This window comes from Brachybacterium sp. p3-SID957 (genome assembly GCF_025144775.1).
Lineage (GTDB): Bacteria > Actinomycetota > Actinomycetes > Actinomycetales > Dermabacteraceae > Brachybacterium > Brachybacterium epidermidis.
Genome location: NZ_JALXKT010000056.1, coordinates 1 through 20,231, shown reverse-complemented (window position 1 = coordinate 20,231; position 20,231 = coordinate 1). Strand labels below are relative to the sequence as shown.

Genomic DNA, 20,231 nt, shown 5'->3' with positions numbered 1-20,231 from the left:
GCCGCCCGGGCGGGCGCCCCGGGGCGCCCCCGCCGCGGCCCGCGCTCTCGAACTGCTCCAGCAGCTGCCCGGCAGCGAGCTGACCGATGCGCTCGCACGCGAATCCGCGGCCCTCGGGCAGCTGGTGCGCTCCGACGGAGCCAAGGCTTCGCTGTACTCCGCCGAGATGCTGCGCCGCGGCAAGCCCGGCCGCACCCCCGTCGAGGGCGCCCGGGAGATCACCCGCGTCGGCGTGGCCGGGGCGGGCCTGATGGCTGCCCAGATCGCCGCCCAGCTCGCCCTGGGCCTGCAGGTCCCGGTGATCATGCGGGACCTTGACCAGGGCATCGCCCAGAAGGGCCTGGCCGCCGCGCGCGAGGTCATCGCCCAGACGGCCGCCCGCGGCAGCCTCGACGAGACCACCGCCACCCGGATCGCCGAGCTGCTGGACGCCACCACCGACGTGGCCGACCTCGCCGGCTGCGACCTGGTGCTCGAGGCCGTCCCCGAGGTCCTCGCGATCAAGAAGTCCGTGTTCGGCGAGCTCGAGGGCGTGCTGGATCCCGAGGCGCTGCTGGTCACCAACACCTCCTCGCTCTCGGTCAGCGCCATGGCCGCGGATCTCCAGCACCCGCAGCGCGTGGTCGGCCTGCACTTCTTCAACCCCGTCGCGAAGATGCCGCTGGTGGAGGTGATCCACACCGACGCCACCGACGAGGCCACCCTGGCCACCGGTCTCGAGGTGGTGCGCCGCCTGCGCAAGTTCGCCGTGCGCAGCGCCGACGCGCCCGGCTTCATCGTCAACCGCCTGCTGTTCCGCGTGCTCGGCGAGGTGCTGGCCTCCCTCGACGCCGGCGCCGATCCGGTCGAGGTGAACACCTCCCTGGACCCGCTGGGCCTGCCCATGCGCCCGCTGGCCCTGCTGGACCTGGTGGGTCACGCGGTCGCCGACCATGTCGGGAAGGTGCTGGTCCAGGAGCTGGGCGACCGCTTCCACGCGTCCCCGGGGCTCTCGGCCATGGTGGAGCGGAAGGTGCGGTTCACCGAGTCCCGCCGAGGCAGCGTTCAGCCCGAGGTGTCCCCGGTGGTGGCGGAGGTGTTCGCTCCCGACGGCACCGGTTCTGCGCAGGCTCCCGTGGGGGAGGCCCTGTTGGATCGCGTGCTGGAGGGGCTCGCGGAGGAGATCGCACTGATGCTCGACGCCGATGTGGTCGAGCGCGTGGAGGACGTGGACCTCGCGCTGATCCTGGGGGCGGGCTTCCCGCGGCACCGGGGCGGTATCACCCCCTACCTGGACAGCAGTGGGGCGGCCCTGAGCGGTGCCGGCCGCACCTTTCATGGGAACCGGTTCGGCTCCGGCACCGATTCGTGATCGGAAAGCGACATTCTGCGGCCGAGAACGTGTCTCGGGACACGTACCATATGCGTGTCGGGCGACGGGCCCGACATACCGTCGTGTCGTGAGAGGGGTACGGCGCTGTGCTACAGCGCCGGGTGAGAGAACATGTCGCAGCCACCGCAGAACGGATGGGGTCAGCAGTCCGGCGATCCCTACGGACAACCCCAGGGCAATGGCCAGGACGGCTACGGCCAGCCCTCGCCGAACGCCGCCTACGGGCAGGACGCCTACGGCCAGGGGGGCTACGGCCAGGACGCCTATGGCCAGCCCTCCCCCAACGCCGGCTACTCGGACTACGGCCAGGGCTCGCCGAACTCCGGCTACGCACCGTCCTACGGGGACGGTGCGCAGGGAGCCGCCCCGCAGCAGGGCGAGAAGAAGTCCGGCTCCAAGCTGCCCCTGCTGATCTGCGCCGGCTGTGCCGTGCTGGCCCTCATCGTGGGCATCATCGGCGGCGGCATCTTCCTATTCACCCGTGGTGGCGAGGAGGATCCGCCCACGGGTGGCGGTGACACGACCACCACCCAGGAGGAGACACCCGATCCGGACGGCACCACCGAGCCCGAGGGTGGGGATGACACCACCGAGCCCGAGGGCGGGGACGACACCACCGAGCCTGCCGGCGACGGTGACAAGGGCACGCGTGAGAACCCCTACGGGGCCGGTGAGACCTTCGTCCTCCCCGATACCGAGGACGGCGAGCTGGAGATCAGCTTCGGCAACGTGAACTGGGACGCCACCGAAGAGATCAAGGAGACGAACCAGTTCAACGAGGATCCGGGCGAGGGCGAGGTCCACATCATGGTTCCCGTCACGCTCACCTACCGCGGCTCCGGCAGCGTCGAGCCTCTGCTGCTGCTGAGCACCAACTACGTGGCCGACAGCGGCAACTCGTACATGTCCGCTCCGCTCGTGGTCCCCAACGACGCGATGGACGTGGGAGAGCTGTACGACGGCGGCACCGGTGAGTTCAACATCCCCTTCACCATCCCCACCGATGCCGTCCAGAAGGGCTCGTTCAACGTGTCGGTGCTCTTGGACTTCGACGGTGAGGAGGTGTGGGTCGCTGCCGAGTGACCCACCTGCTGTGACGCCCGACGGCCCGCCCACCCCGCACGGGGAGGGCGGGCCGTCCGCGTGGCGGCCGTCGGAGGGATCGGCGGGTGCGTGCCGTGATCAGCGGCCGGACCAGCCGGCCAGGCGCTCCAGGGCCAGTTCGATGGTGGGGCGGTCCTTGCAGAACGCGAGGCGCAGCAGCGAGCCGGCCGCGGCGGACTGTGCGCTGCCGGGCCGGTAGAACGCCGTCAGGGGGATCGCGGCCACCCCGGCCTCGGTGGGCAGGCGCTCGCACAGCGCCTCGGCATCGGGCTCGCCCAGGCCCGCGGCATCGGCCACCACGAAGTAGCCGGCCTCCGGCACCCCCACGGTGAACCCCACCGAGCGCAGCCCCGCCACCAGCAGGTCCCGACGCTCTCGCAGGTCATCCGCGATGCCGGCGATGGCCTCGTCGGGCATGCGCAGGCCCTCCGCCACCGCGTGCTGGAAGGGCGCCCCGGAGGTGTAGGTGAGCCACTGCTTGGTCCCGGTGATGGCGGTGACCAGGGGAGAGGGCGCGGTGACCCAGCCGATCTTCCAGCCCGTCACCGAGAAGGTCTTGCCCGCCGACGAGATCGAGACGGTGCGCTCACGGGCCTCGGGGAGCGTGGCGATCGGGACGTGGGCGGGACCGTAGGTGAGGTGCTCGTACACCTCGTCGGTGACGATCAGCGCGTCGTGCCGCACCGCCTCCTCGACGATCGCGACCAGCACCTCCCGATCCAGCACCGCCCCGGTGGGGTTGTGGGGCGAGTTCACGATCACCATCCGGGTGCGGGGACCGAAGGCCGAGCGCAGCTCGGCGGCGTCCACCGTGGTGGCCAGGTCCCCGTCGGCACCCGGCGCGATGCGCAGCGGGACGGTGCGGTGCACCCCGCCGGCCAGGGCGATCAGGGCCGCGTACTGGTCGTAGAAGGGCTCCAGGGTGACCACCTCGTCCCCCGGCTCCACCAGCGCCAGCACGGTGGCCGCCAGCGCCTCCGTGGCGCCGGTTGTCACCAGCACCTCCCCGGCAGGGTCCCAGTCGAGTCCGTAGCGGCGCTGCTGGTGCAGCGCGATCGCCTCCCTCAGCACGGGCTCGCCGGCCCCGGGCGGGTACTGGTTGTGGCCGGCTCGGATCGCTGCGATCGCGGCCTCGGCCACCTTGTGGGGCGGGTCGGTGTCCGGGAACCCCTGCCCCAGGTTCGCCGCGCCCGTCTGCGCGGCGCGGGCGGAGATGCGGGCGAACACCGTGGGGCGGGCGATGCCGTCGGTGAGCAGTCCGGTGGCGCCGGAGGCGCGGGTCCAGGGGCCGGAGGTGTCCATGGCCCGAGTGTGTCAGAGCGAGGTCAGCGCTCGCGGGGGAACACGTACCGTCCGTAGGTCACGTACCGGAAGGTGGTCGAGACGATCTGCCCGATGAAGGTCCCGGAGACGTTGTCGGCCAGCACTGAGTCCAGGCCCAGCACGTAGCGGGAGAAGCCCAAGCAGCCCAGCTGCAGCCCCGCGGCGATCAGGTTCACCAGCACGAACAGCGCTATCGAGCGAGCCGTGTGGGGGCGGGGCCGGTCCCCGAAGGTCCACAGGCGGTTGCCCAGGTAGGTCAGGCACGAGGCCACCGCGATGGTCAGCAGCTTGGCGGCCAGCGGGTGGCCGTGCATCAGCCCCTGTCCCCATCCCTCCGCGGGGTCCCAGAACACCAGCAGGTTGTACAGCGCGGCGTCGAACAGGAACACCAGCCCGCCCACGGTGAGGAACGTGAGGGTGGGCCGCAGGTGCTCGGCGGCCAGGGCACCGGTGCGGGAACGGGGGGAGGAGCCCGAACCGCGCCCAGGGCGCTCGCCAACGGTGGCACCGTGCGGGGACGGGCGGGGTGGGGCGCCGGCCTCCTCGGCCGTGACGGCATCGGGCCTGGGCACGCACGGCACTGTACCCGAGTAGGATCGGACTGCGGTCGCTGCGACGGGTCCCCGGCACACGGGTGGCCCTGGGAGCGCGCGACCCGGCTGCTGCGACGGGCGCCCGGCACACGGGAGGCCCTGGGAGCGCGCGGCCATCGCCGCAGGGACGGGCACGGAGCCCTGGGAGCCCGCGGCACACCCATCACCGGCGGGCTCGCACGATCGGGACCCGCAGCACAGTTCAGGAAGGACACATGACTCACGTCGCCCTCGCCATCGCCGGCTCCGAGACCACCGGAGGCGCCGGTGCACAGACCGACCTCAAGACGTTCCACCAGCTCGACACCTTCGGCTGCGCGGCGCTGACCTGCATCGTCTCGATGGACCCGAAGGACAACTGGAACCACCGCTTCGTGCCCGTGGAGCCCCAGGTGATCGCCGATCAGATCGAGGCCTGCACGGGCGTGCACGACATCGACACCGTCAAGATCGGCATGCTGGGCAGCCCGGCCACCATCGACGTCGTGGCCGCCGCCCTGGCCGAGCACTCCTTCACCAACGTGGTGCTGGACCCGGTGCTGATCTGCAAGGGGCAGGAGTTCGGCCACGCGCTGGACACCGACAACGCACTCAAGGAGAAGATCCTGCCCAAGGCCACCTTCGTGACCCCCAACCACTTCGAGGCGCTGGCGCTGTCCGGCATGGACGCCATCGAGTCGGTGGAGGACCTCACCGAGGCCGCCCGCCGCATCCACGACGCCTACGACGTGGTCGTGCTCGCCAAGGGCGGCGTGGTGCTGGAGGGCGCCGACGCGGTGGACGTGTTCTACGACGGCCAGCAGACCGTCGAGCTGCGCAGCCCCAAGACCGGCGAGGACCGCATCCACGGCGCCGGCTGCACGCTCGCTGCCGCCGTCACCGCCGAGCTGGCCAAGGGCGCCACCCCGCTCGAAGCCGCGCGCACCGCCAAGGCCGTGGTGGACAGCTCCATCGAGCACCGCCAGCCCAGCCACCTGCCCTTCGACGCCGTGTACCAGCGCGGCTACCAGGGCTGAGCGACAGCCGGCCGATCGCATCGACGGGTGACCGGGCGCCGCAGGAGGACCCTGCGGCGCCCGCCCCCATGAGCGCCGGGCGGTCACAAATACATTCCGAAATGTAAACAACTATTCCGCTTGCTGGACAGTAGGCGGTCGCACCAGACATTCTCGGTGCATGGAAGAGACCAGCAGCACACCCGGCGCCCCCGCGGAGCAGCGTGAGCCCTCGCGTGCCAGGCAGTCGGGCGAGCCCCTGATCTCGGTGCGCGGGGTCACCAAGTTCTTCGGCGACTTCCAGGCGCTGAAGGACATCGACCTGGACATCCACCGCGGCGAGGTGGTGGCCCTGATCGGCGCCTCCGGCTCCGGCAAGTCCACGCTGTGCCGCTGCGTGAACCGCCTGGAGACCATCACCGACGGCGAGATCCTGATCGACGGCGAGCCCCTGCCCGAGGAGGGCAAGGCCCTGACCGCCCTGCGCTCCGACGTCGGCATGGTGTTCCAGAGCTTCAACCTCTTCCCCCACCTCAAGGCGATCGACAACGTCACCCTGGGTCCGCGCAAGGTGCGCGGCGTCCCCAAAGCCGAGGCCGAGGCCCAGGCCAGGGAGCTGCTGGAGCGCGTGGGCCTGGCGGACAAGGCGAACTCCCTGCCCGCGGCGCTCTCCGGCGGCCAGCAGCAGCGCGTGGCCATCGCCCGCGCACTGGCGATGAAGCCCAAGGCGCTGCTGTTCGACGAGCCCACCTCCGCCCTGGACCCCGAGGTCATCAACGAGGTGCTCGACGTGATGACCGAACTCGCCCAGCAGGGCATGACCATGCTCGTGGTCACCCACGAGATGGGCTTCGCCCGCCACGTGTGCGACCGCGTGGTCTACATGGACCAGGGCGAGATCGTGGAGGAGGGCGAGCCGGAGGCCTTCTTCACCGCCCCCCGCAGTGATCGCGCCAAGGCGTTCCTGTCCAAGATCCTGCCTCACTGACACCCGGCCGGCACCGACCGGCACCCACGAACTCCCGCACCTGACGATCACCCCATGAAACGGAGAACACCATGACCACCAGCACCTTCCGCCCCGGCCGCCGTGCCCTGGTCGCGGCCGCCGCCGCGCTGCCCCTCGGCGCCGCCCTGGCAGCCTGCGGCTCCGACACCGGTGACGGCCCCTCGCTCGGCGGCGAGGGCGGGGACGGCGGCGGCTCCGACGGCGGTGGCGAGGGCGGCGCAGGCGGCGGCTTCGCCGATGCGGTCGCCTCCGGTCCCGTCGCCGAGGACGCCGCCATCGAGGCCAGCGCCTGGGCCACCCGCATCAAGGAGGCCGGCATCCTCAAGCGTGGCGGCACCGTCGCCAACCAGGTGTTCTCCCTGGCCGACACCTCCGGTGGCAACCCCACCGGCTTCGACGCCGGCATCACCCAGCTGCTGGCCCGCTACATCCTGGGCGAGGACGGCGCGGACAAGGTCGAGTACATCGACACCACCGTCGACACCCGCGAGACCATGGTGCAGAACGGCACCGTGGACTGCGTGATCGCCACCTACTCGATCACCCCCGAGCGCCTCGAGGTCATCAACTTCGCCGGCCCGTACTACCTCTCCGGCACCGCCATCCAGGTGCGCGCCGAGGACGCCGAATCGATCTCCGGGCCCGAGGACCTCACCGGCAAGAACCTGGTCACCCAGTCCAACTCCACCGGCATCCAGGCCATCGAGGAGCACGTCACCGATCCGGGCGATGTGCAGCAGCTGCCGGACAACGAGTCCTGCGTGGCCGCCCTCAAGCAGGGCCGGGCCGACGCCTACGTGCTTGACCAGGGCGTGCTGCTGGGCAACTCCAAGGCCGATCCGGACGTCGTGGTGGTGGGCGAGCCCTTCGTGGACGACCCCTACGGCGTGGGCCTGTCCAAGGACGACGAGGACGCCCTGGACTTCGTCAACACCTTCCTGCAGGCGATCATCGACGACGGCACCTGGGAGAAGCTCTGGACCGCCACCATCGGCGAGGTCGTCCCGGGCGACGCCCCCGAGCCGCCCGTCCCCGGCGACCTGCCCGCCTGATCCTCATCGCCTGACCGACGGGGCCCGCCCGACAGCGCGGCCCCGTCGGCGCCCCAGGAAGGTCCCCATGCACGCCATCAGCGAGAACATCCCCCTGCTGCTGCAGGGCATCGCGACCACCGTCGCGCTCACCCTACTGGGCTACGTCTTCGCCCTGGTCGTGGGCACGGTGCTGGCCGTGTGCCGGGTGAGCCCGATCCCGCCGCTGCGGTGGGCGGCCACGGTGTACGTGGAGATCTTCCGCAACATCCCGCTGCTGAGCCTGCTGATCCTGATCGCCTTCGGACTGCCGGACGTGGGGCTGACCCTGCCGTACTTCTGGTGCGGCGTGCTGGGCCTGACCCTGTCCTCAGCTGCCTTCGTGTGCGAGAACGTGCGCTCCGGCATCAACACGGTGCCGGTGGGGCACGCGGAGGCCGCGCGCTCCATCGGGCTGGGATTCTTCGGCACCCTGCGCCACGTGGTGCTGCCCCAGGCGTTCCGCACCATGATCCAGCCGCTGGTGAACGTGTTCATCGGAACCGTCATCGGCTCCTCACTGTGCTCCGCGATCGCGGTCATGGAGATCACCGGCGTCACCCAAAGGCTCAACATCCAGTACGCCCAGGCGGTCGCCATGTTCCTGGTGGCCGGTGCCGTGTACCTGGTGCTGTCCCTGGGCGGCGCCTACCTGGGCGGGGTGCTGGAGCGCGCCGTGTCCCCGTCGGCCACCCGCCGTCGCAGCCCTGACCGCGCACTCGACGTGCAGGCAGGAGCGCAGGCATGAGCGCACGCACCAACACCGCCACCCAGGTGCTGTTCGACGCGCCCGGCCCGAAGGGCCGCCGTCGGATCCTGGTCCTGTCGATCCTCAGCGTGCTGGTGATCCTCGGCGTGATCGCGCTGGGGCTGCGGCAGTTCGCGATGAACGGCGAGCTCGATCCCGGCAAGTGGGTGGTGTACCTGCGCGCCGACTACCTGGCCTTCCTGGGCAAGGGCCTGATGGGCACCCTGAAGGCCACCGCCATGGCCGCCGTGGTCGCCTTCCCGCTGGGCCTGCTGCTGGCCCTGGGCAGGCTCTCCCGCATCACCCCGCTCAGCGCGGCGGTGACCTGCTGGATCGAGTTCTTCCGTGGCATCCCCATGCTGCTGGTGGTCTATGCGTTCCTGCTGGCCCTGCCCGCCTACGGGGTGAACGTGCCGCGGTTCTGGATGCTGGTGATCCCGATGATCCTGGTCTCCTCCGCCACCACCGCCGAGGTGTTCCGCGCCGGCATCAACGCCGTGGACAAGGGCCAGCACGAGGCCGCTGCCGCGATCGGCCTGACCCCGCGCGACTCCATGCTCCACGTGGTGCTGCCGCAGGCCGTGCGCCTGGTGCTGCCCAGCCTGATCCTGGCGCTGGTGACCCTGCTGAAGGACTCCACGCTGGGCTACGTGGTCAGCTTCAACGAGCTGCAGTTCCAGGGCAAGACGATGGTCTCCATCACCCGCTACCTGGTGCAGACCTACGTGGTGGTCTCGGTCATCTACATCGCCATCAACTTCCTGCTCACCCGGGTGGCGCTGACGCTGGACGCACGGATGAAGGCGCGCGCGACGGGCGGCTGAGCAGGCAGCGTGCACCCGCTGCTGCGCGACCTCGCTCCGTCGAACTCCCCCAGCACAACCCGCTCCGGAGAACACCCGCTGCGGAACCCCCGTCCCACGGAAGAAGGACCCTCCCATGTGTCGTCTGCTCGGTGTCGTCAGCCGTGAGCGCATCTCCCTGGACCGTGCCATCGCCCACGAGCTGGAGCCGTTCACGGAGCTGTCGGAGCTGCACCGGGATGGCTGGGGCGTGGCGTGGTTCGAGCAGGACGGCCCCGCCCAGCGGTCAACCCCGCAGATCCTGCGGCAGCTGGACGTCGCCCGCGAGTCCACCGCCTACCGGGAGGCGCTCGCCGCCGCGCACGGCCCCATGATGCTGGTGCACCTGCGCAAGGCCAGCCCCGGCCTGCCTCTGCAGATCACCAACACCCATCCCTTCCGCGAGGGCGACGTGGTGTTCGCCCACAACGGCCAGTTCGACCTCTCGGGCCCCCTGCGCGAGGAGATCCTCTCCCGCGGTGGCCGCGTGCCCGAAGGGACCACGGACTCGGAGCTGTACTTCTCCCTGGTGGAGCTGCACGCCCGCACCGAGGAGCCGGTCGTCGCCGTGCAGCGCGCCGCCGCGGAGATCACCGCCCTGTGCCTGCGCTACGGCACCCGGGTGCCGGAGGCACTGAACTGCCTGTACATGACCCCGGACCTGCTGGTGGCGTACCAGCAGCACGACCCGGCACAGGCCAAGCCCCACCATCACCCGGACAACTACACCCTGCGCTACCGCATCGACCCCGAGCGCGTGATCGTGGCGTCCACGGGCATCCCACAGCCCGACCACCTCGAGCTCGAGCAGGGAGAGGCCCTGGTGGTGGACCGTCGCACCCTCTCGGTGATGCGCCACCCGGCGATCGTGCCGATCCCGGTCTGAGAGGCCGCGGCGATCTCCGCTACTGTGGGTCGCCCGGCGGAGCACACCGCCTCTCCCCGTCGTACGGAGCACACGGTGATCGGATTCGAGAACGTCCGCAAGGAGTACCCCGGCGGCACGGTGGCCGTGGAGGACTTCACCCTCGAGATCCCCTCGCACCGGAGCGTGGTCCTGGTGGGCTCCTCCGGCTCCGGCAAGACCACCCTGATGCGGATGATCAACCGCATGGTCGACCCCACTGCCGGGCGCGTGCTGATCGACGGCGAGGACGTGGCGCACCTGGACCCTGTGCAGCTGCGCCGCTCCATCGGCTACGTCATGCAGGCCTCCGGGCTGCTTCCGCACCGCACCGTGCTGGACAACATCACCACCGTCCCCGTGCTGCGCGGCACCTCGCGTCGCGATGCGCGCACCCGCGCCGCCGAACTGCTGGAGCTGGTGGGACTGGACCAGCAGGTCGCCACCCGGTACCCCGCCCAGCTCTCCGGTGGCCAGCAGCAGCGCGTGGGGGTGGCGCGGGCCCTTGCAGCGGATCCGGACATCCTGCTGATGGACGAGCCCTTCGGCGCGGTGGACCCGATCGTCAGGGCGGACCTGCAGCAGGAGCTGCTCCGCCTCCAGCGCGAGCTGCGCAAGACCATCGTCTTCGTCACCCACGACATCGACGAAGCATTCCTGGTGGGGGACCGCGTGGTGCTGCTGCGTCCCGGGGGCATCATCGCCCAGCAGGGCGCCCCGCGGGAGATCCTGGCCCGACCTGCCGATGACTTCGTCTCCCGCTTCGTGGGTGCGGACCGCGGCACGCGCACCCTGCACCTCGAGGAGGTCGACGGCAGGCGCGTGGTGGTCGACGCCGACGGGCGGGCCACCGGCGTGCTCGACCATGACCGCACCGCCGGGGAGCACATGACGTGAACTGGCTGCAGTCCAACCTCGACCAGATCGTGGCGTACACGGGAGCGCACCTGGCGCAGTCGCTGCCGCCCATCCTGATCGCGTTCCTGCTCGCCCTGCCGTTCGCGAAGCTGGCCAATGCCGCCGGCTGGCTGCGCACCGGCATCACCACCGCCTCCGGTCTCATGTACGCGATTCCCTCCCTGCCGCTGTTCGTGCTCCTTCCGGGCATGCTGGGCACGGGGTTCCGCAGCCCCGTGAACATAATCCTGGCGCTCACCTTGTACGGGCTCGCGCTCATGGTGCCCTCTGCTTCCGACGCCTTCCGCTCGGTGGACCGCGACGTGCTCAGCTCCGCCACTGCCCAGGGGTACGCACCGGCGGCCCGATTCTGGGCGGTGGAGCTGCCGCTTGCCGGCCCGGTGCTGCTGGCCGGGCTGCGAGTGGTGGCGGTCAGCACCGTGTCGCTGGTGACCGTGGGGGGAGTCCTCGGGGTCCCCAGCCTGGGCATGCTGTTCGTGGACGGGTTCCGACGCGGCATCCCGGTGCAGATCCTCACCGGTGTGGTGCTCACCGCAGTGCTGGCCCTGATGCTGGACGCACTGCTGGTCCTGGCGGGCCGCATGCTGATGCCCTGGACCCGACGGGGCGCCCCGCGGCGCTCCCGGGGCCGCGAGCGCACGGGGGCGGCGGCATGAACGGGAGTCCCCTGGGGCAGGCTCTGGAGTGGATGGCCGATCCCGCACGCTGGACCGGCCCCTCCGGCATCCCCGCGCGGATGCTGGAGCACCTCGGGTACACGGCGCTCGGGGTGCTGGTCGCTGCCCTGATCGCGATCCCGCTGGGCCTGCTGGTGGGGCACACCGGGCGCGGGAAGGGGATCGTCGTGATGGCCGCCGGGGCGGCGCGCGCACTGCCCACCCTGGGCCTGGTCACCCTGTTCGCCCTGCTGATGGGCATCGGCCTCACAGCCCCGCTGCTTGCTTTCGTGGTGCTCGCGGTACCGTCCCTGCTGGCCGGCGCGTACTCCGCCGTGGAATCGGCGGACCCGGCCACTGTGGACGCGGCCCGCGCGCAGGGCATGACCGAGATGCAGATCCTCACGCGGGTGGAGATCCCACTGGGCCTCCCGCTCCTGATCGGCGGGCTGCGCGGCGCGACGGTGCAGGTCGTCGCCACCGTCATGCTCGCGGCCTACGTGGGCAACGGTGGTCTGGGCCGGTACATCTTCCTGGGACTGGGCTCGCAGGACTACCCGCAGATGATCGCAGGCTCCGTGCTGGTGATCGCCCTGGCGCTGGTTCTGGACCTGCTGCTGCTGGGCGTCCAGCGGCTCACCGCGCCCCGCGGCGTGTGAGGCCGGTGACCGGATGGTCGAGGTCGGGCCCGCGCGGGCCCGTACCCTGGAACGGTCCCGAGCCCGTCCGAGTTCCTCGAGCCCCGAGCCCGTCCGAACCCACCCGTAGGAGTTCGCCATGACCATTCGCAGCACCCGACGCTCCCTGCTCGCAGCCGGGGGGACCGCTGGGGTCGTGCTCGGCGCGGCCGCATGCTCGAGCTCCGACCCCTTCGAGGAGGACACCGCGCAGGGCGGCGGGGAGGGAGCGGCGCCATCGGACGGCGGCGGTGCCGGGGGCTCCAGCACGCTCGTCATCGGCTCGCAGGCCTACTACTCCAACGAGATCATCGCGGAGCTGTTCGCTCAGGTGCTCGAGGCCGAGGGCTTCACCGTCGAGCGGCAGTTCCAGATCGGGCAGCGCGAGGTGTACGTGCCGGAGCTCGAGAGCGGGTCGCTGGACGTGCTGCCTGAGTACCTGGGCAATCTGCTGCAGCACTACGAGCCGGACGCCCCCAGCGCCTCGCCGGAGGAGATCCACTCCGCGCTCGGGGAGGCCCTGCCCGGGGCGCTGCGGGTGCTCGACTTCGCCGAGGCCTCCGACCAGGACTCGTACACCACGACCGCTGCGTTCGCCCAGGAGCACTCCCTGACCACGATCGCGGACCTGGCCGGCATCCCGGATCTGAGGATCGCTGCCAACAGCGAGTTCGAGGTGCGTCCGTACGGCCCCGAGGGCGCCAAGAGCATCTACGGGGTCGATGTCACCGTGGTGCCCGTGGAGGACTCCGGTGGCCCCCTCACCGTGCAGGCCCTCACCGATGGTGACGTGCAGCTGGCGGACATCTACACCGCCGACCCCGCCATCGCCGCCAACGACCTTGTGGTCCTGGAGGACCCGGAGTCGATGATCCTGCCGCAGAACGTGGTTCCCCTGGTCACCGAGAAGGTCGACGAGACCGCCGCCGCTGCGATCGAGCGCGTGATCGAGCAGCTCAGCGCTGACGACCTGGTGGCGATCAACCAGCGCAGCGTCGAGGAGCAGGCGAACTCCGCCACCATCGCCACGGACTGGCTAGGGGAGAAGGGCCTGGTCTGACGCGCACCCGATCCTGCGCCCGCCGGTGCGACTCACGGTCGCGGAACCGCGCGGTCGAGCGGTCGACGTCACCGCAGGTCAGCTCGATAACCAGGTCTCGGCGCCCGGGGGACGATCTCGAAGTGTGGGTGACATTTCCAGGCGTGTGCGGCATGGTGGCGACATGAACCAGAACCAGACCTCCCTCACCGTCACCCGCACCATCGACGCCCCCGCGAAGGACATCTTCGAGGTGCTCACCCTGCCTGCCCGCCATCACGAGTTCGACGGCTCGGGCATGGTGCGCTCTGCCGAGAACACCGAGCGCATCACCAAGTCCGGCGAGAAGTTCGTGATGAACATGCACGCCGAGATGAACGGCGGCGACTACGTGATGCACAACCACGTGACCGCCTTCGACGAGAACAAGATGATCGGCTGGCAGCCCGCCCAGGAGAAGAACAAGGACGAGCCCGGGGGCTGGGAGTGGCTGTACGAGCTCAAGCCCGTCGATGCCGACTCCACCGAGGTGTCCCTGACCTACGACTGGTCCAAGGTCGACGAGAAGCTCGCCAAGGAGGTCGGCTTCCCGGCCATTCCGGCGGACGACCTGGAGGAGTCCCTCAACCTGCTCGCCGGCGCCGTCGTCAAGAACTGATCGGTCGCACCCGCGCCGATCCCGCCGGTCCGGAACCGGCCACGCCGACTGCGTCGGCCCCCGGACCGGTCCCTGCACCGCAGCCCGCCCCGCCACCTCGGTGGGGTGGGCTGCGGGCTGTTCAGCGGGCGCCGTCGAGCCTGCTCAGCGAGGGGCGGGCGCACCCGCCTGCGGTGGCCGGGGCGCCTGCGGCGCCCTTACCAGAGCGGCCGCGCCCCCCAGGGCGGCCAGGAACGGCACCGCCACCAGCGGATCCCCGTAGACGATCCCGGAGGCGAAGGGCGCCACCACGCAGAGCACCACGATCCCGGTGACGGCGGTGCGGAAGGTGCTGTACGGCAGCGCGCTGCAGCTCACGGCCAGGATCGTCAGCAGCAGACCGATCACCACCACGCCGAACGAGTGCCCCCAGCCGGCGCGATCGTGGAAGGCCCAGACCAGCAAGGGGGTGGCGATCAAGATCGGCAGCGGCCATATCCGGGTCCGGTACATCGAGGCTCCCTCGCGGTGTGGGGCACGTGTGCTCTGGGTTGGAGGTGGCCCGTTGCCTCGAACAGTACGCGACAGTCGGGTGGGTGGCGGGCAACCGGAACCGGTGTCTGCAGCTTGCCGACCTGGCCTTCTGCAGAATGTCGAATAGTCGTTCTGCAGGATGTCGATCAAGAATCCTGCAGAATGCCGGACACAACCTGTGACCTGCATCGTTCGTCCTCTAGAGTGGCGGCGTGGACACCTTGACGAACTTCGGCGTGGCGTATCGCCCGCGCGTGGTCGACGCAGTCGTGTCATCGGCTTTGGCCGGCTCCGGGGCGGTGATCATCGAGGGGCCACGGGGGTGTGGGAAGACGATGACGGCTCTGAATCTGGCGGAGAGCTACGTCTTCCTCGATTCGCCGGAGGCCCAAGAGCTCGCCGAAGTCGCACCGCAGGTGCTGCTGGACGGTGCACAGCCCCGGCTTCTCGATGAGTGGCAGGTGATGCCTGAGATGTGGAACCGGGTGCGTCGACAAGTCGACCTCGGCGGACATCGGGGGTCATTCATCCTCACCGGGTCAGCGGTCCCTTCTGACGATGTGACGCGACATTCCGGTGCAGGGCGCTTCCTCAGGGTTCGGGAGCACACTCTGACCTGGTTTGAGAAGGGATGCTCTACGGGCTCGGTCTCCCTGCGGTCTCTCCTTGATGGAGAGCCCGTGGAGACTGTCGCTGCTGCTCCGACTCTTGACGATGTCATCGCGGGTGTGGTGCGCTCCGGCTTTCCGGGGCTGGTGGACCTTTCGGAAGAGGGTGCACTGCGGCAGGCCCGGGCATACCTCGGAGAGGTGGCGCGTACCGACCTTCCCCGGCTCGCCTCCACGCGACAGAGGCCCGTTGTCATCGACCAGTTGCTGCGTTCCTTTGCGCGGTCCACCGCCTCGGAAGTCACGCAAGCGGCGATACTGAAGGACCTCGAGCCGGTGGCGGGATCGATGGCTCGTGAAACCTTGGCGAGCCTTATCGAAGTGCTCCGTCGGATGTTCGTCGTTGAGGCGGTCCCCGCGTGGATCCCGCGGCTTCGATCCAAGGCTCGGGTGCGAACGTCGCCGAAGTACCATCTGGCCGATCCTGTCCTGTCGGCCGCTGCTCTCGGGGCGACGTCAGCCGATCTCAGGCGGGACCTTGAGACTCTCGGGCTGATCTTCGAGTCCGCAGTTGTGCATGACCTGATGGCGCTTGGCGAGGCTTCGGGCGCCCAGGTCCATCACTATCGGGATTCGAACGGGAGGGAGATCGATGCGGTCCTCACCTGGCCGGGGGGACGCTGGGCCGCGGTCGAGGTCAAGCTCGGAGGCCGCGCAGCTGGGGCAGCCGCTGAAAAGCTCCGAGTGACGGTGGAGGACATCGCAACGCACGCCGGGCCCCCGGTGTTCACGGCCGTCGTCACGGGGACGGGAGCGACCATGCAGCTGGACAACGGCGTGTCCACGTTCCCGCTCGCTGCCCTCGGATCCTGAACGGCTCCGCGCGGAACTGCCGGCATGCACCAACTAGGCTCTGACCATGGGCAGGGTGACCGAGACGAAGCGGATCCGCACCGTGCGAGTGCGGGACGGTCGGCTGTACGCCGGCCGCAAGGGCGACCATGTCGCCGTCGAGGAGCCCCTGGACATCCGGTTGAACGGCCAGCAGCTCTCCCTGACGATGCGCACCCCCGGCAGCGATGTGGAGCTGATCCACGGCTTCCTGCACGGCGAGGGGATCATCGCCTCCCGTGAGGACATCGTCGAGGCCCGCTACTGCGACGGCGCGGTGGTGGACGACGGCAGCGGGTTCGCGCAGAACACGTACAACGTCATGGACTTCACCACCGCCCGCCCGCAGCTGCAGCAGGTTCCCACCAAGCGCTTCACCACCACCTCGGCATGCGGGGTGTGCGGCTCCGAGAGCATCGACGCGGTGCGGCAGCAGGGCCGCTACGTGCTGATGGGCAGCTGGACGGTGGATCCGCGCGCCATCCTCGATGCCGCCCGCAACCTCACCGACGACCAGGCCGTGTTCTCCCGCACCGGGGGAGTGCACGCCGCCGCCCTGGTCACCCGGGACGGCGAGGTGCTGGTGGTGCGGGAGGACGTGGGCCGCCACAACGCGGTGGACAAGGTGATCGGCTGGGCCCTGCTCGAGGACCGCCTGCCGCTCAACGACTGCTTCCTGCTGGTCTCCTCCCGTGCCAGCTTCGAGATCGCCCAGAAGGCATTCATGGCCGGGATCCCCCTGCTGGCCTGTGTCTCGGCTGCCAGCTCACTGGCGATCGACACCGCCCAGGAGGTGGGGATGACGCTGGTCGGCTTCACGCGTGCCTTCGACGACGGCGACGGCCGCATGAACGTGTACACCCACCCCGAGCGCCTGGACCTCACGGACGCCGAGGGGTGAGCCTCGACGCCTTCTGGGCCACCGCGCGAAGAAGCTGCCCCGCGCTGCCGTGCGAGCTCCCCGAGGCCTGGGCCTTCGGGGCCACCCCCGAGCAGGCCGACGAGCTGCTGGCCCTGGTGCTCGACGGCATCAAGACAGCCACCGCCTCCTCCCTGCAGGACTACCGAGTCTCAGGCGACCCCCTTCCCCGGGAGGGCGACCTCTCGATCGTGCTGGACGGTGCCGGCCGGCCGCGGGCGGTGCTCGAGACGACCCGGGTGAGCGTGGTGCCCTTCGACCAGGTGGACGCCGCCCATGCGCATGCCGAGGGGGAGGGCGACCGCTCCCTGGCCCACTGGCGGCGGGTGCACGAGGCGTTCTGGCGCGAGCACGGGGAGGATCCCCGCAGTGTCACCCTGGACATGGCGGTGGTGTGCGAGAGGTTCCGCCTACTGTTCGTAGCGTGACGGTGTCGGAGCGGCGGTATCGAGGACCGGCTCAGTCCCCGAGTGCCGCGATCGCCTCCGCGCTCACGGCGGTCGCATCCTCCAGCCAGACGGGCACGTCCCCGCCCACATAGGGCCGTACCAGTCCGTACGGGCACAGTCGCGGCGCCTCAATCCAGCGCCAGCAGGCGCGCGGCGGTGGCCTCATCGAGCACCAGGTCCGTCGCGCACCCCGCCCGCAGCGCCGCACGCAGGGGCACCGCCTTGCGGGCACCGGAGGCCACCAGCACCCGCCGGGGGATCGAGGCCAGCGCCGCGGGGCTGGGCCCCGAGCAGCGCTGGTTCATGCGCACGTCGCGCCAGGACCCGTCGGCCCGCAGGAACACGGTGCACACGTCCCCCACCGCCCCGTCGGAGTACAGCTGGGCGAGATCGTCCTCCGTGAGGTAACCGCTGGCGTGGACCTGGCTGGGCACCTCGGCATCGAAGGCGCCCACCCCGAACACCGCCAGACGACAGCGGCGCTGCATCTCCAGCACGTGCCGCACCGAGCGCTCGCGCCACATGGCCTCCCGCGTGGAGGGATAGTCGAAGATGGCCGGCACCGGGAAGTGGTGCACCGTGGCAGACCAGCGCGAGGCCACCCGATCCATCACGGTGGACACGTTGGCCAGGCCCGAGCCCTCGGTGTTGATCGCCCCGTTCAGCTGCACCACCTGCGCTCCCAGCACGGGTCGGGGCGCCAGCTGCTCCACCACCGCCGTGACGGTGGTGCCCCAGGCGATGCCCACCACCTGATCCGGCTGCAGCAGGTCCTCGACCACGCCCGCGGCATCCGCCGCCACGGCGCGCAACCGCTCCCGCTCGGAGCTGTCGGGCCTGGTGGGCACCACGTGGGTGCGCACGCCGTAGCGCTGACCGATCGCCGAGCGCAGGTCCGCCAGGCGGCGCACCCCCGGGGGCCGCAGCGTGATCCGCACGATCCCCTGCTCCCGGGCATCGCGAAGCAGGCGGGACACGGTGGAGCGGGAGATGCCGAAGGCGGAGGCGATGGCCCCCATCGTCTGGCCCTCGTCGTAGTACATCCGTGCAGCCTCGTAGGCGCTCTGCTGCCGTGCATCCTGGGCCATGCCCCCAGTGTTGCACGTTCGTGCACCCCGCTTGCCGAGCCCCGCACGTTAGCGCCATCCTGGGTCCTAAGTCCCGGTCGTCTGGCGATGGACCCCCAGTCCGCCCGGGCAGCCGAACCTCTACGCGAAGGAGCGCCCCGTGCCGAACAAGAGCGCCGCCACCCTCACGCCCGCCTCCCGCCAGGAGCACCTGGACCGGCTGCGCGACGCGACGGCCCAGAACCCGCTGGACGTGCTGGTGGTCGGCGGGGGTGTCAACGGTGCCGGGGCCGCCTTCGACGCCGCCACCCGCGGGCTGTCCGTAGGCCTGGTCGAAGCTCGCGACTGGGCCTCCGGCACCTCCTCGCGCTCCTCCAAGCTGATGCACGGCGGCCTGCGCTACCTCGAGATGCTCAACTTCAAGCTGGTGGCCGAGGCCCTGCGCGAGCGCGACCTGCTGATCAAGCACACCGCGCCCCACCTGGTGCACCCCATCAGCTTCGTGTTCCCCTTCTTCCACAAGGTCGTGGACCGCGCCTTCATCGGCTCCGGCGTCATGCTGTACGACGCCATGCAGATGATCGGCCGCAAGCGCGCCGTGCCCATGCACCGCCACCTGCTCAAGAAGAAGATGCTCGAGTACTTCCCGGCGCTGGACGGCGAGAAGATCGTAGGCGCCCTGGAGTACTTCGACGCCCAGATGGACGACGCCCGCTTCGTGATGATGCTGGTGCGCTCGGCCGCCCAGTACGAGGCCGCGGTCACCAACTACACCGAGGTCATCGGCTACCTGCGCGACGGGGAGCGGATCGCCGGCGCCCGTGTGCGCGACGTCCTCACCGGGGACGAGTTCGATGTCCACGCCTGCGAGACCATCCTGGGCGGCGGTGTGTGGACCCAGGAGCAGCAGGAGCTGGCCGGTTCCGAGAAGGGCCTGGAGGTGCTGGCCTCCAAGGGCATCCACATCACCATCGCCCGCGACCGGATCCCCGCCGCGCGCGACACCGGCGTGATCACCAAGACCGAGAAGTCCGTGCTGTTCCTGATCCCCTCCGACGAGTACTGGATCATCGGCACCACCGACACCCCGTGGACCCACGACCCCGACCACGTGGCCGCCACCAGCGAGGACATCGACTACGTGCTCGAGCACGCCAACGAGGTGCTGGCCGAGGACCTCACCCGGGACGACGTGATCGGCGTGTACGCGGGCCTGCGCCCGCTGCTGCAGCCGATCAAGAAGTCCGAGGGCTCCTCCTCGAAGGTCTCCCGCGAGCACACCGTGATGCGCATGGAGCCGGGACTGTCCGCGATCGCCGGCGGCAAGTACACCACCTACCGGGTGATGGCAGAGGACATCGTGGACTTCGCCGTCAAGGACACCTACCCCGGCCGCCACAGCCTCACCCGCTCGGTGCCGATCATCGGCGCGCAGGGATACGCGGAACTCAAGCGCGACCAGGCCGAGCTCGCCGCCCGCCACGGCTTCGACGAGATCCGGGTGGAGCGGCTGCTGTTCCGCTACGGCGCCCTGCTGACCGACGTGCTCGCGCTGGCCGAGGAGGACCCCTCGCTGCTGGAGCCGCTCGAGCAGGCGCCCCGCTACCTGCGCGCCGAGGTGCTGTACGCCGCCCGCGCGGAGGGCGCCGTCCACCTGGCCGACGTCATCACCCGCCGCCTGCGCCTGGACTACGAGGTGCGCGACCGCGGGGTCGGCGCCGCCGAGGAGATCGCCGCGATCGTCGGCCCTGAGCTGGGCTGGGACGAGGCCCGCACCCGCACGGAGGTCGAGACCTACCGCGCCTTCATCGCCGCCCGCCTCGAGGCCGAGGCGTCCCACAGCGACGACGAGGCGGCCGCGGCCGTCTCCCCGGCC

21 protein-coding genes are annotated in these 20,231 nt (G+C 70.5%); 17 read left to right on the top strand and 4 right to left on the bottom strand.

What is annotated here, in order from left to right:
- Positions 1-1,351 (top strand): 3-hydroxyacyl-CoA dehydrogenase family protein (locus M3B01_RS11525; protein ID WP_259792231.1); only part of this gene is annotated, 1,351 nt, incomplete at its 5' end.
- A 132-nt stretch (positions 1,352-1,483) separates the two neighbouring features.
- Positions 1,484-2,455 (top strand): hypothetical protein, encoded by a 972-nt coding sequence (locus M3B01_RS11520; protein ID WP_259792229.1) that lies wholly within the window; start codon positions 1,484-1,486, stop codon positions 2,453-2,455.
- 99 nt (positions 2,456-2,554) lie between these two features.
- On the opposite strand, the gene M3B01_RS11515 is transcribed toward M3B01_RS11520, so the two are convergent.
- Together M3B01_RS11515 and M3B01_RS11510 are read right to left on the bottom strand one after the other, a co-directional pair.
- Complete coding sequence (locus M3B01_RS11515) at positions 2,555-3,778, bottom strand: aminotransferase class I/II-fold pyridoxal phosphate-dependent enzyme (RefSeq protein WP_259792227.1); 1,224 nt, start codon at positions 3,776-3,778, stop codon at positions 2,555-2,557.
- 23 nt (positions 3,779-3,801) lie between these two features.
- Positions 3,802-4,371 carry a GtrA family protein gene (locus M3B01_RS11510; RefSeq protein ID WP_259792225.1) on the bottom strand — a complete coding sequence of 190 codons (570 nt, stop codon included), beginning with the start codon at positions 4,369-4,371 and terminating at the stop codon, positions 3,802-3,804.
- Between the two features lie 236 nt (positions 4,372-4,607).
- Between M3B01_RS11510 and M3B01_RS11505 the strand changes: the two genes are divergently transcribed.
- The 11 genes from M3B01_RS11505 (at position 4,608) to M3B01_RS11455 (ending at position 13,908) form a co-directional block, all read left to right on the top strand.
- On the top strand, positions 4,608-5,408 hold the full coding sequence (locus tag M3B01_RS11505) for a hydroxymethylpyrimidine/phosphomethylpyrimidine kinase (protein ID WP_259792223.1): 801 nt from the start codon (positions 4,608-4,610) through the stop codon (positions 5,406-5,408).
- Between the two features lie 160 nt (positions 5,409-5,568).
- Entirely contained in the window at positions 5,569-6,375 is an 807-nt protein-coding gene (locus M3B01_RS11500; protein ID WP_311203226.1) for an amino acid ABC transporter ATP-binding protein, read from the top strand.
- Between the two features lie 71 nt (positions 6,376-6,446).
- Positions 6,447-7,448, top strand: a complete 1,002-nt coding sequence (locus M3B01_RS11495) for a glutamate ABC transporter substrate-binding protein (RefSeq protein ID WP_259792221.1) — start codon at positions 6,447-6,449, stop codon at positions 7,446-7,448.
- A gap of 67 nt (positions 7,449-7,515) precedes the next feature.
- On the top strand, positions 7,516-8,214 hold the full coding sequence (locus M3B01_RS11490) for an amino acid ABC transporter permease (RefSeq protein ID WP_259792220.1): 699 nt from the start codon (positions 7,516-7,518) through the stop codon (positions 8,212-8,214).
- The gene (locus M3B01_RS11485) at positions 8,211-9,038 is read left to right on the top strand and encodes an amino acid ABC transporter permease (protein WP_259792218.1); all 828 of its coding nucleotides are present in this window, start codon (positions 8,211-8,213) and stop codon (positions 9,036-9,038) included. The genes M3B01_RS11490 and M3B01_RS11485 overlap by 4 nt, the downstream gene beginning before the upstream one ends.
- Before the next feature lie 115 nt (positions 9,039-9,153).
- A complete protein-coding gene (locus M3B01_RS11480) occupies positions 9,154-9,942 on the top strand; it encodes a class II glutamine amidotransferase (RefSeq protein WP_259792216.1) in 789 nt (262 codons plus the stop codon).
- A 75-nt stretch (positions 9,943-10,017) separates the two neighbouring features.
- Entirely contained in the window at positions 10,018-10,857 is an 840-nt protein-coding gene (locus tag M3B01_RS11475) for an ABC transporter ATP-binding protein (protein WP_193866442.1), read from the top strand.
- Positions 10,854-11,534: an ABC transporter permease gene (locus M3B01_RS11470; RefSeq protein ID WP_193866443.1), complete on the top strand. Its 681-nt coding sequence runs from the start codon at positions 10,854-10,856 to the stop codon at positions 11,532-11,534. Before M3B01_RS11475 ends, M3B01_RS11470 begins: the two co-directional genes overlap by 4 nt.
- Entirely contained in the window at positions 11,531-12,193 is a 663-nt protein-coding gene (locus M3B01_RS11465; protein WP_193866444.1) for an ABC transporter permease, read from the top strand. Before M3B01_RS11470 ends, M3B01_RS11465 begins: the two co-directional genes overlap by 4 nt.
- Before the next feature lie 118 nt (positions 12,194-12,311).
- On the top strand, positions 12,312-13,271 hold the full coding sequence (locus M3B01_RS11460) for an ABC transporter substrate-binding protein (RefSeq protein WP_259792212.1): 960 nt from the start codon (positions 12,312-12,314) through the stop codon (positions 13,269-13,271).
- A 163-nt stretch (positions 13,272-13,434) separates the two neighbouring features.
- Positions 13,435-13,908 carry an SRPBCC family protein gene (locus tag M3B01_RS11455; protein WP_259792211.1) on the top strand — a complete coding sequence of 158 codons (474 nt, stop codon included), beginning with the start codon at positions 13,435-13,437 and terminating at the stop codon, positions 13,906-13,908.
- A 144-nt stretch (positions 13,909-14,052) separates the two neighbouring features.
- Here the strand turns inward: M3B01_RS11455 and M3B01_RS11450 are convergent, their stop codons facing one another.
- Positions 14,053-14,400 (bottom strand): hypothetical protein, encoded by a 348-nt coding sequence (locus tag M3B01_RS11450; RefSeq protein ID WP_193866447.1) that lies wholly within the window; start codon positions 14,398-14,400, stop codon positions 14,053-14,055.
- 233 nt (positions 14,401-14,633) lie between these two features.
- Here M3B01_RS11450 and M3B01_RS11445 point away from each other — a divergent pair, with 233 nt between their 5' ends.
- From M3B01_RS11445 to M3B01_RS11435, 3 genes are read left to right on the top strand one after another with little or no spacing between them, the layout of a single operon-like run.
- Positions 14,634-15,902, top strand: a complete 1,269-nt coding sequence (locus M3B01_RS11445; RefSeq protein WP_259792210.1) for an ATP-binding protein — start codon at positions 14,634-14,636, stop codon at positions 15,900-15,902.
- 46 nt (positions 15,903-15,948) lie between these two features.
- On the top strand, positions 15,949-16,821 hold the full coding sequence (gene fdhD / locus M3B01_RS11440; RefSeq protein ID WP_259792209.1) for a formate dehydrogenase accessory sulfurtransferase FdhD: 873 nt from the start codon (positions 15,949-15,951) through the stop codon (positions 16,819-16,821).
- A complete protein-coding gene (locus M3B01_RS11435; protein ID WP_259792208.1) occupies positions 16,818-17,267 on the top strand; it encodes an ASCH domain-containing protein in 450 nt (149 codons plus the stop codon). Before fdhD ends, M3B01_RS11435 begins: the two co-directional genes overlap by 4 nt.
- Positions 17,268-17,416: 149 nt before the next feature.
- Here M3B01_RS11435 and M3B01_RS11430 read toward each other — a convergent pair whose 3' ends face one another.
- A complete protein-coding gene (locus M3B01_RS11430) occupies positions 17,417-18,376 on the bottom strand; it encodes a sugar-binding transcriptional regulator (protein WP_259792207.1) in 960 nt (319 codons plus the stop codon).
- 139 nt (positions 18,377-18,515) lie between these two features.
- On the opposite strand from M3B01_RS11430, the gene M3B01_RS11425 reads away from it, so the two are divergent.
- Positions 18,516-20,231 (top strand): glycerol-3-phosphate dehydrogenase/oxidase (locus tag M3B01_RS11425; protein WP_259792206.1); only part of this gene is annotated, 1,716 nt, incomplete at its 3' end.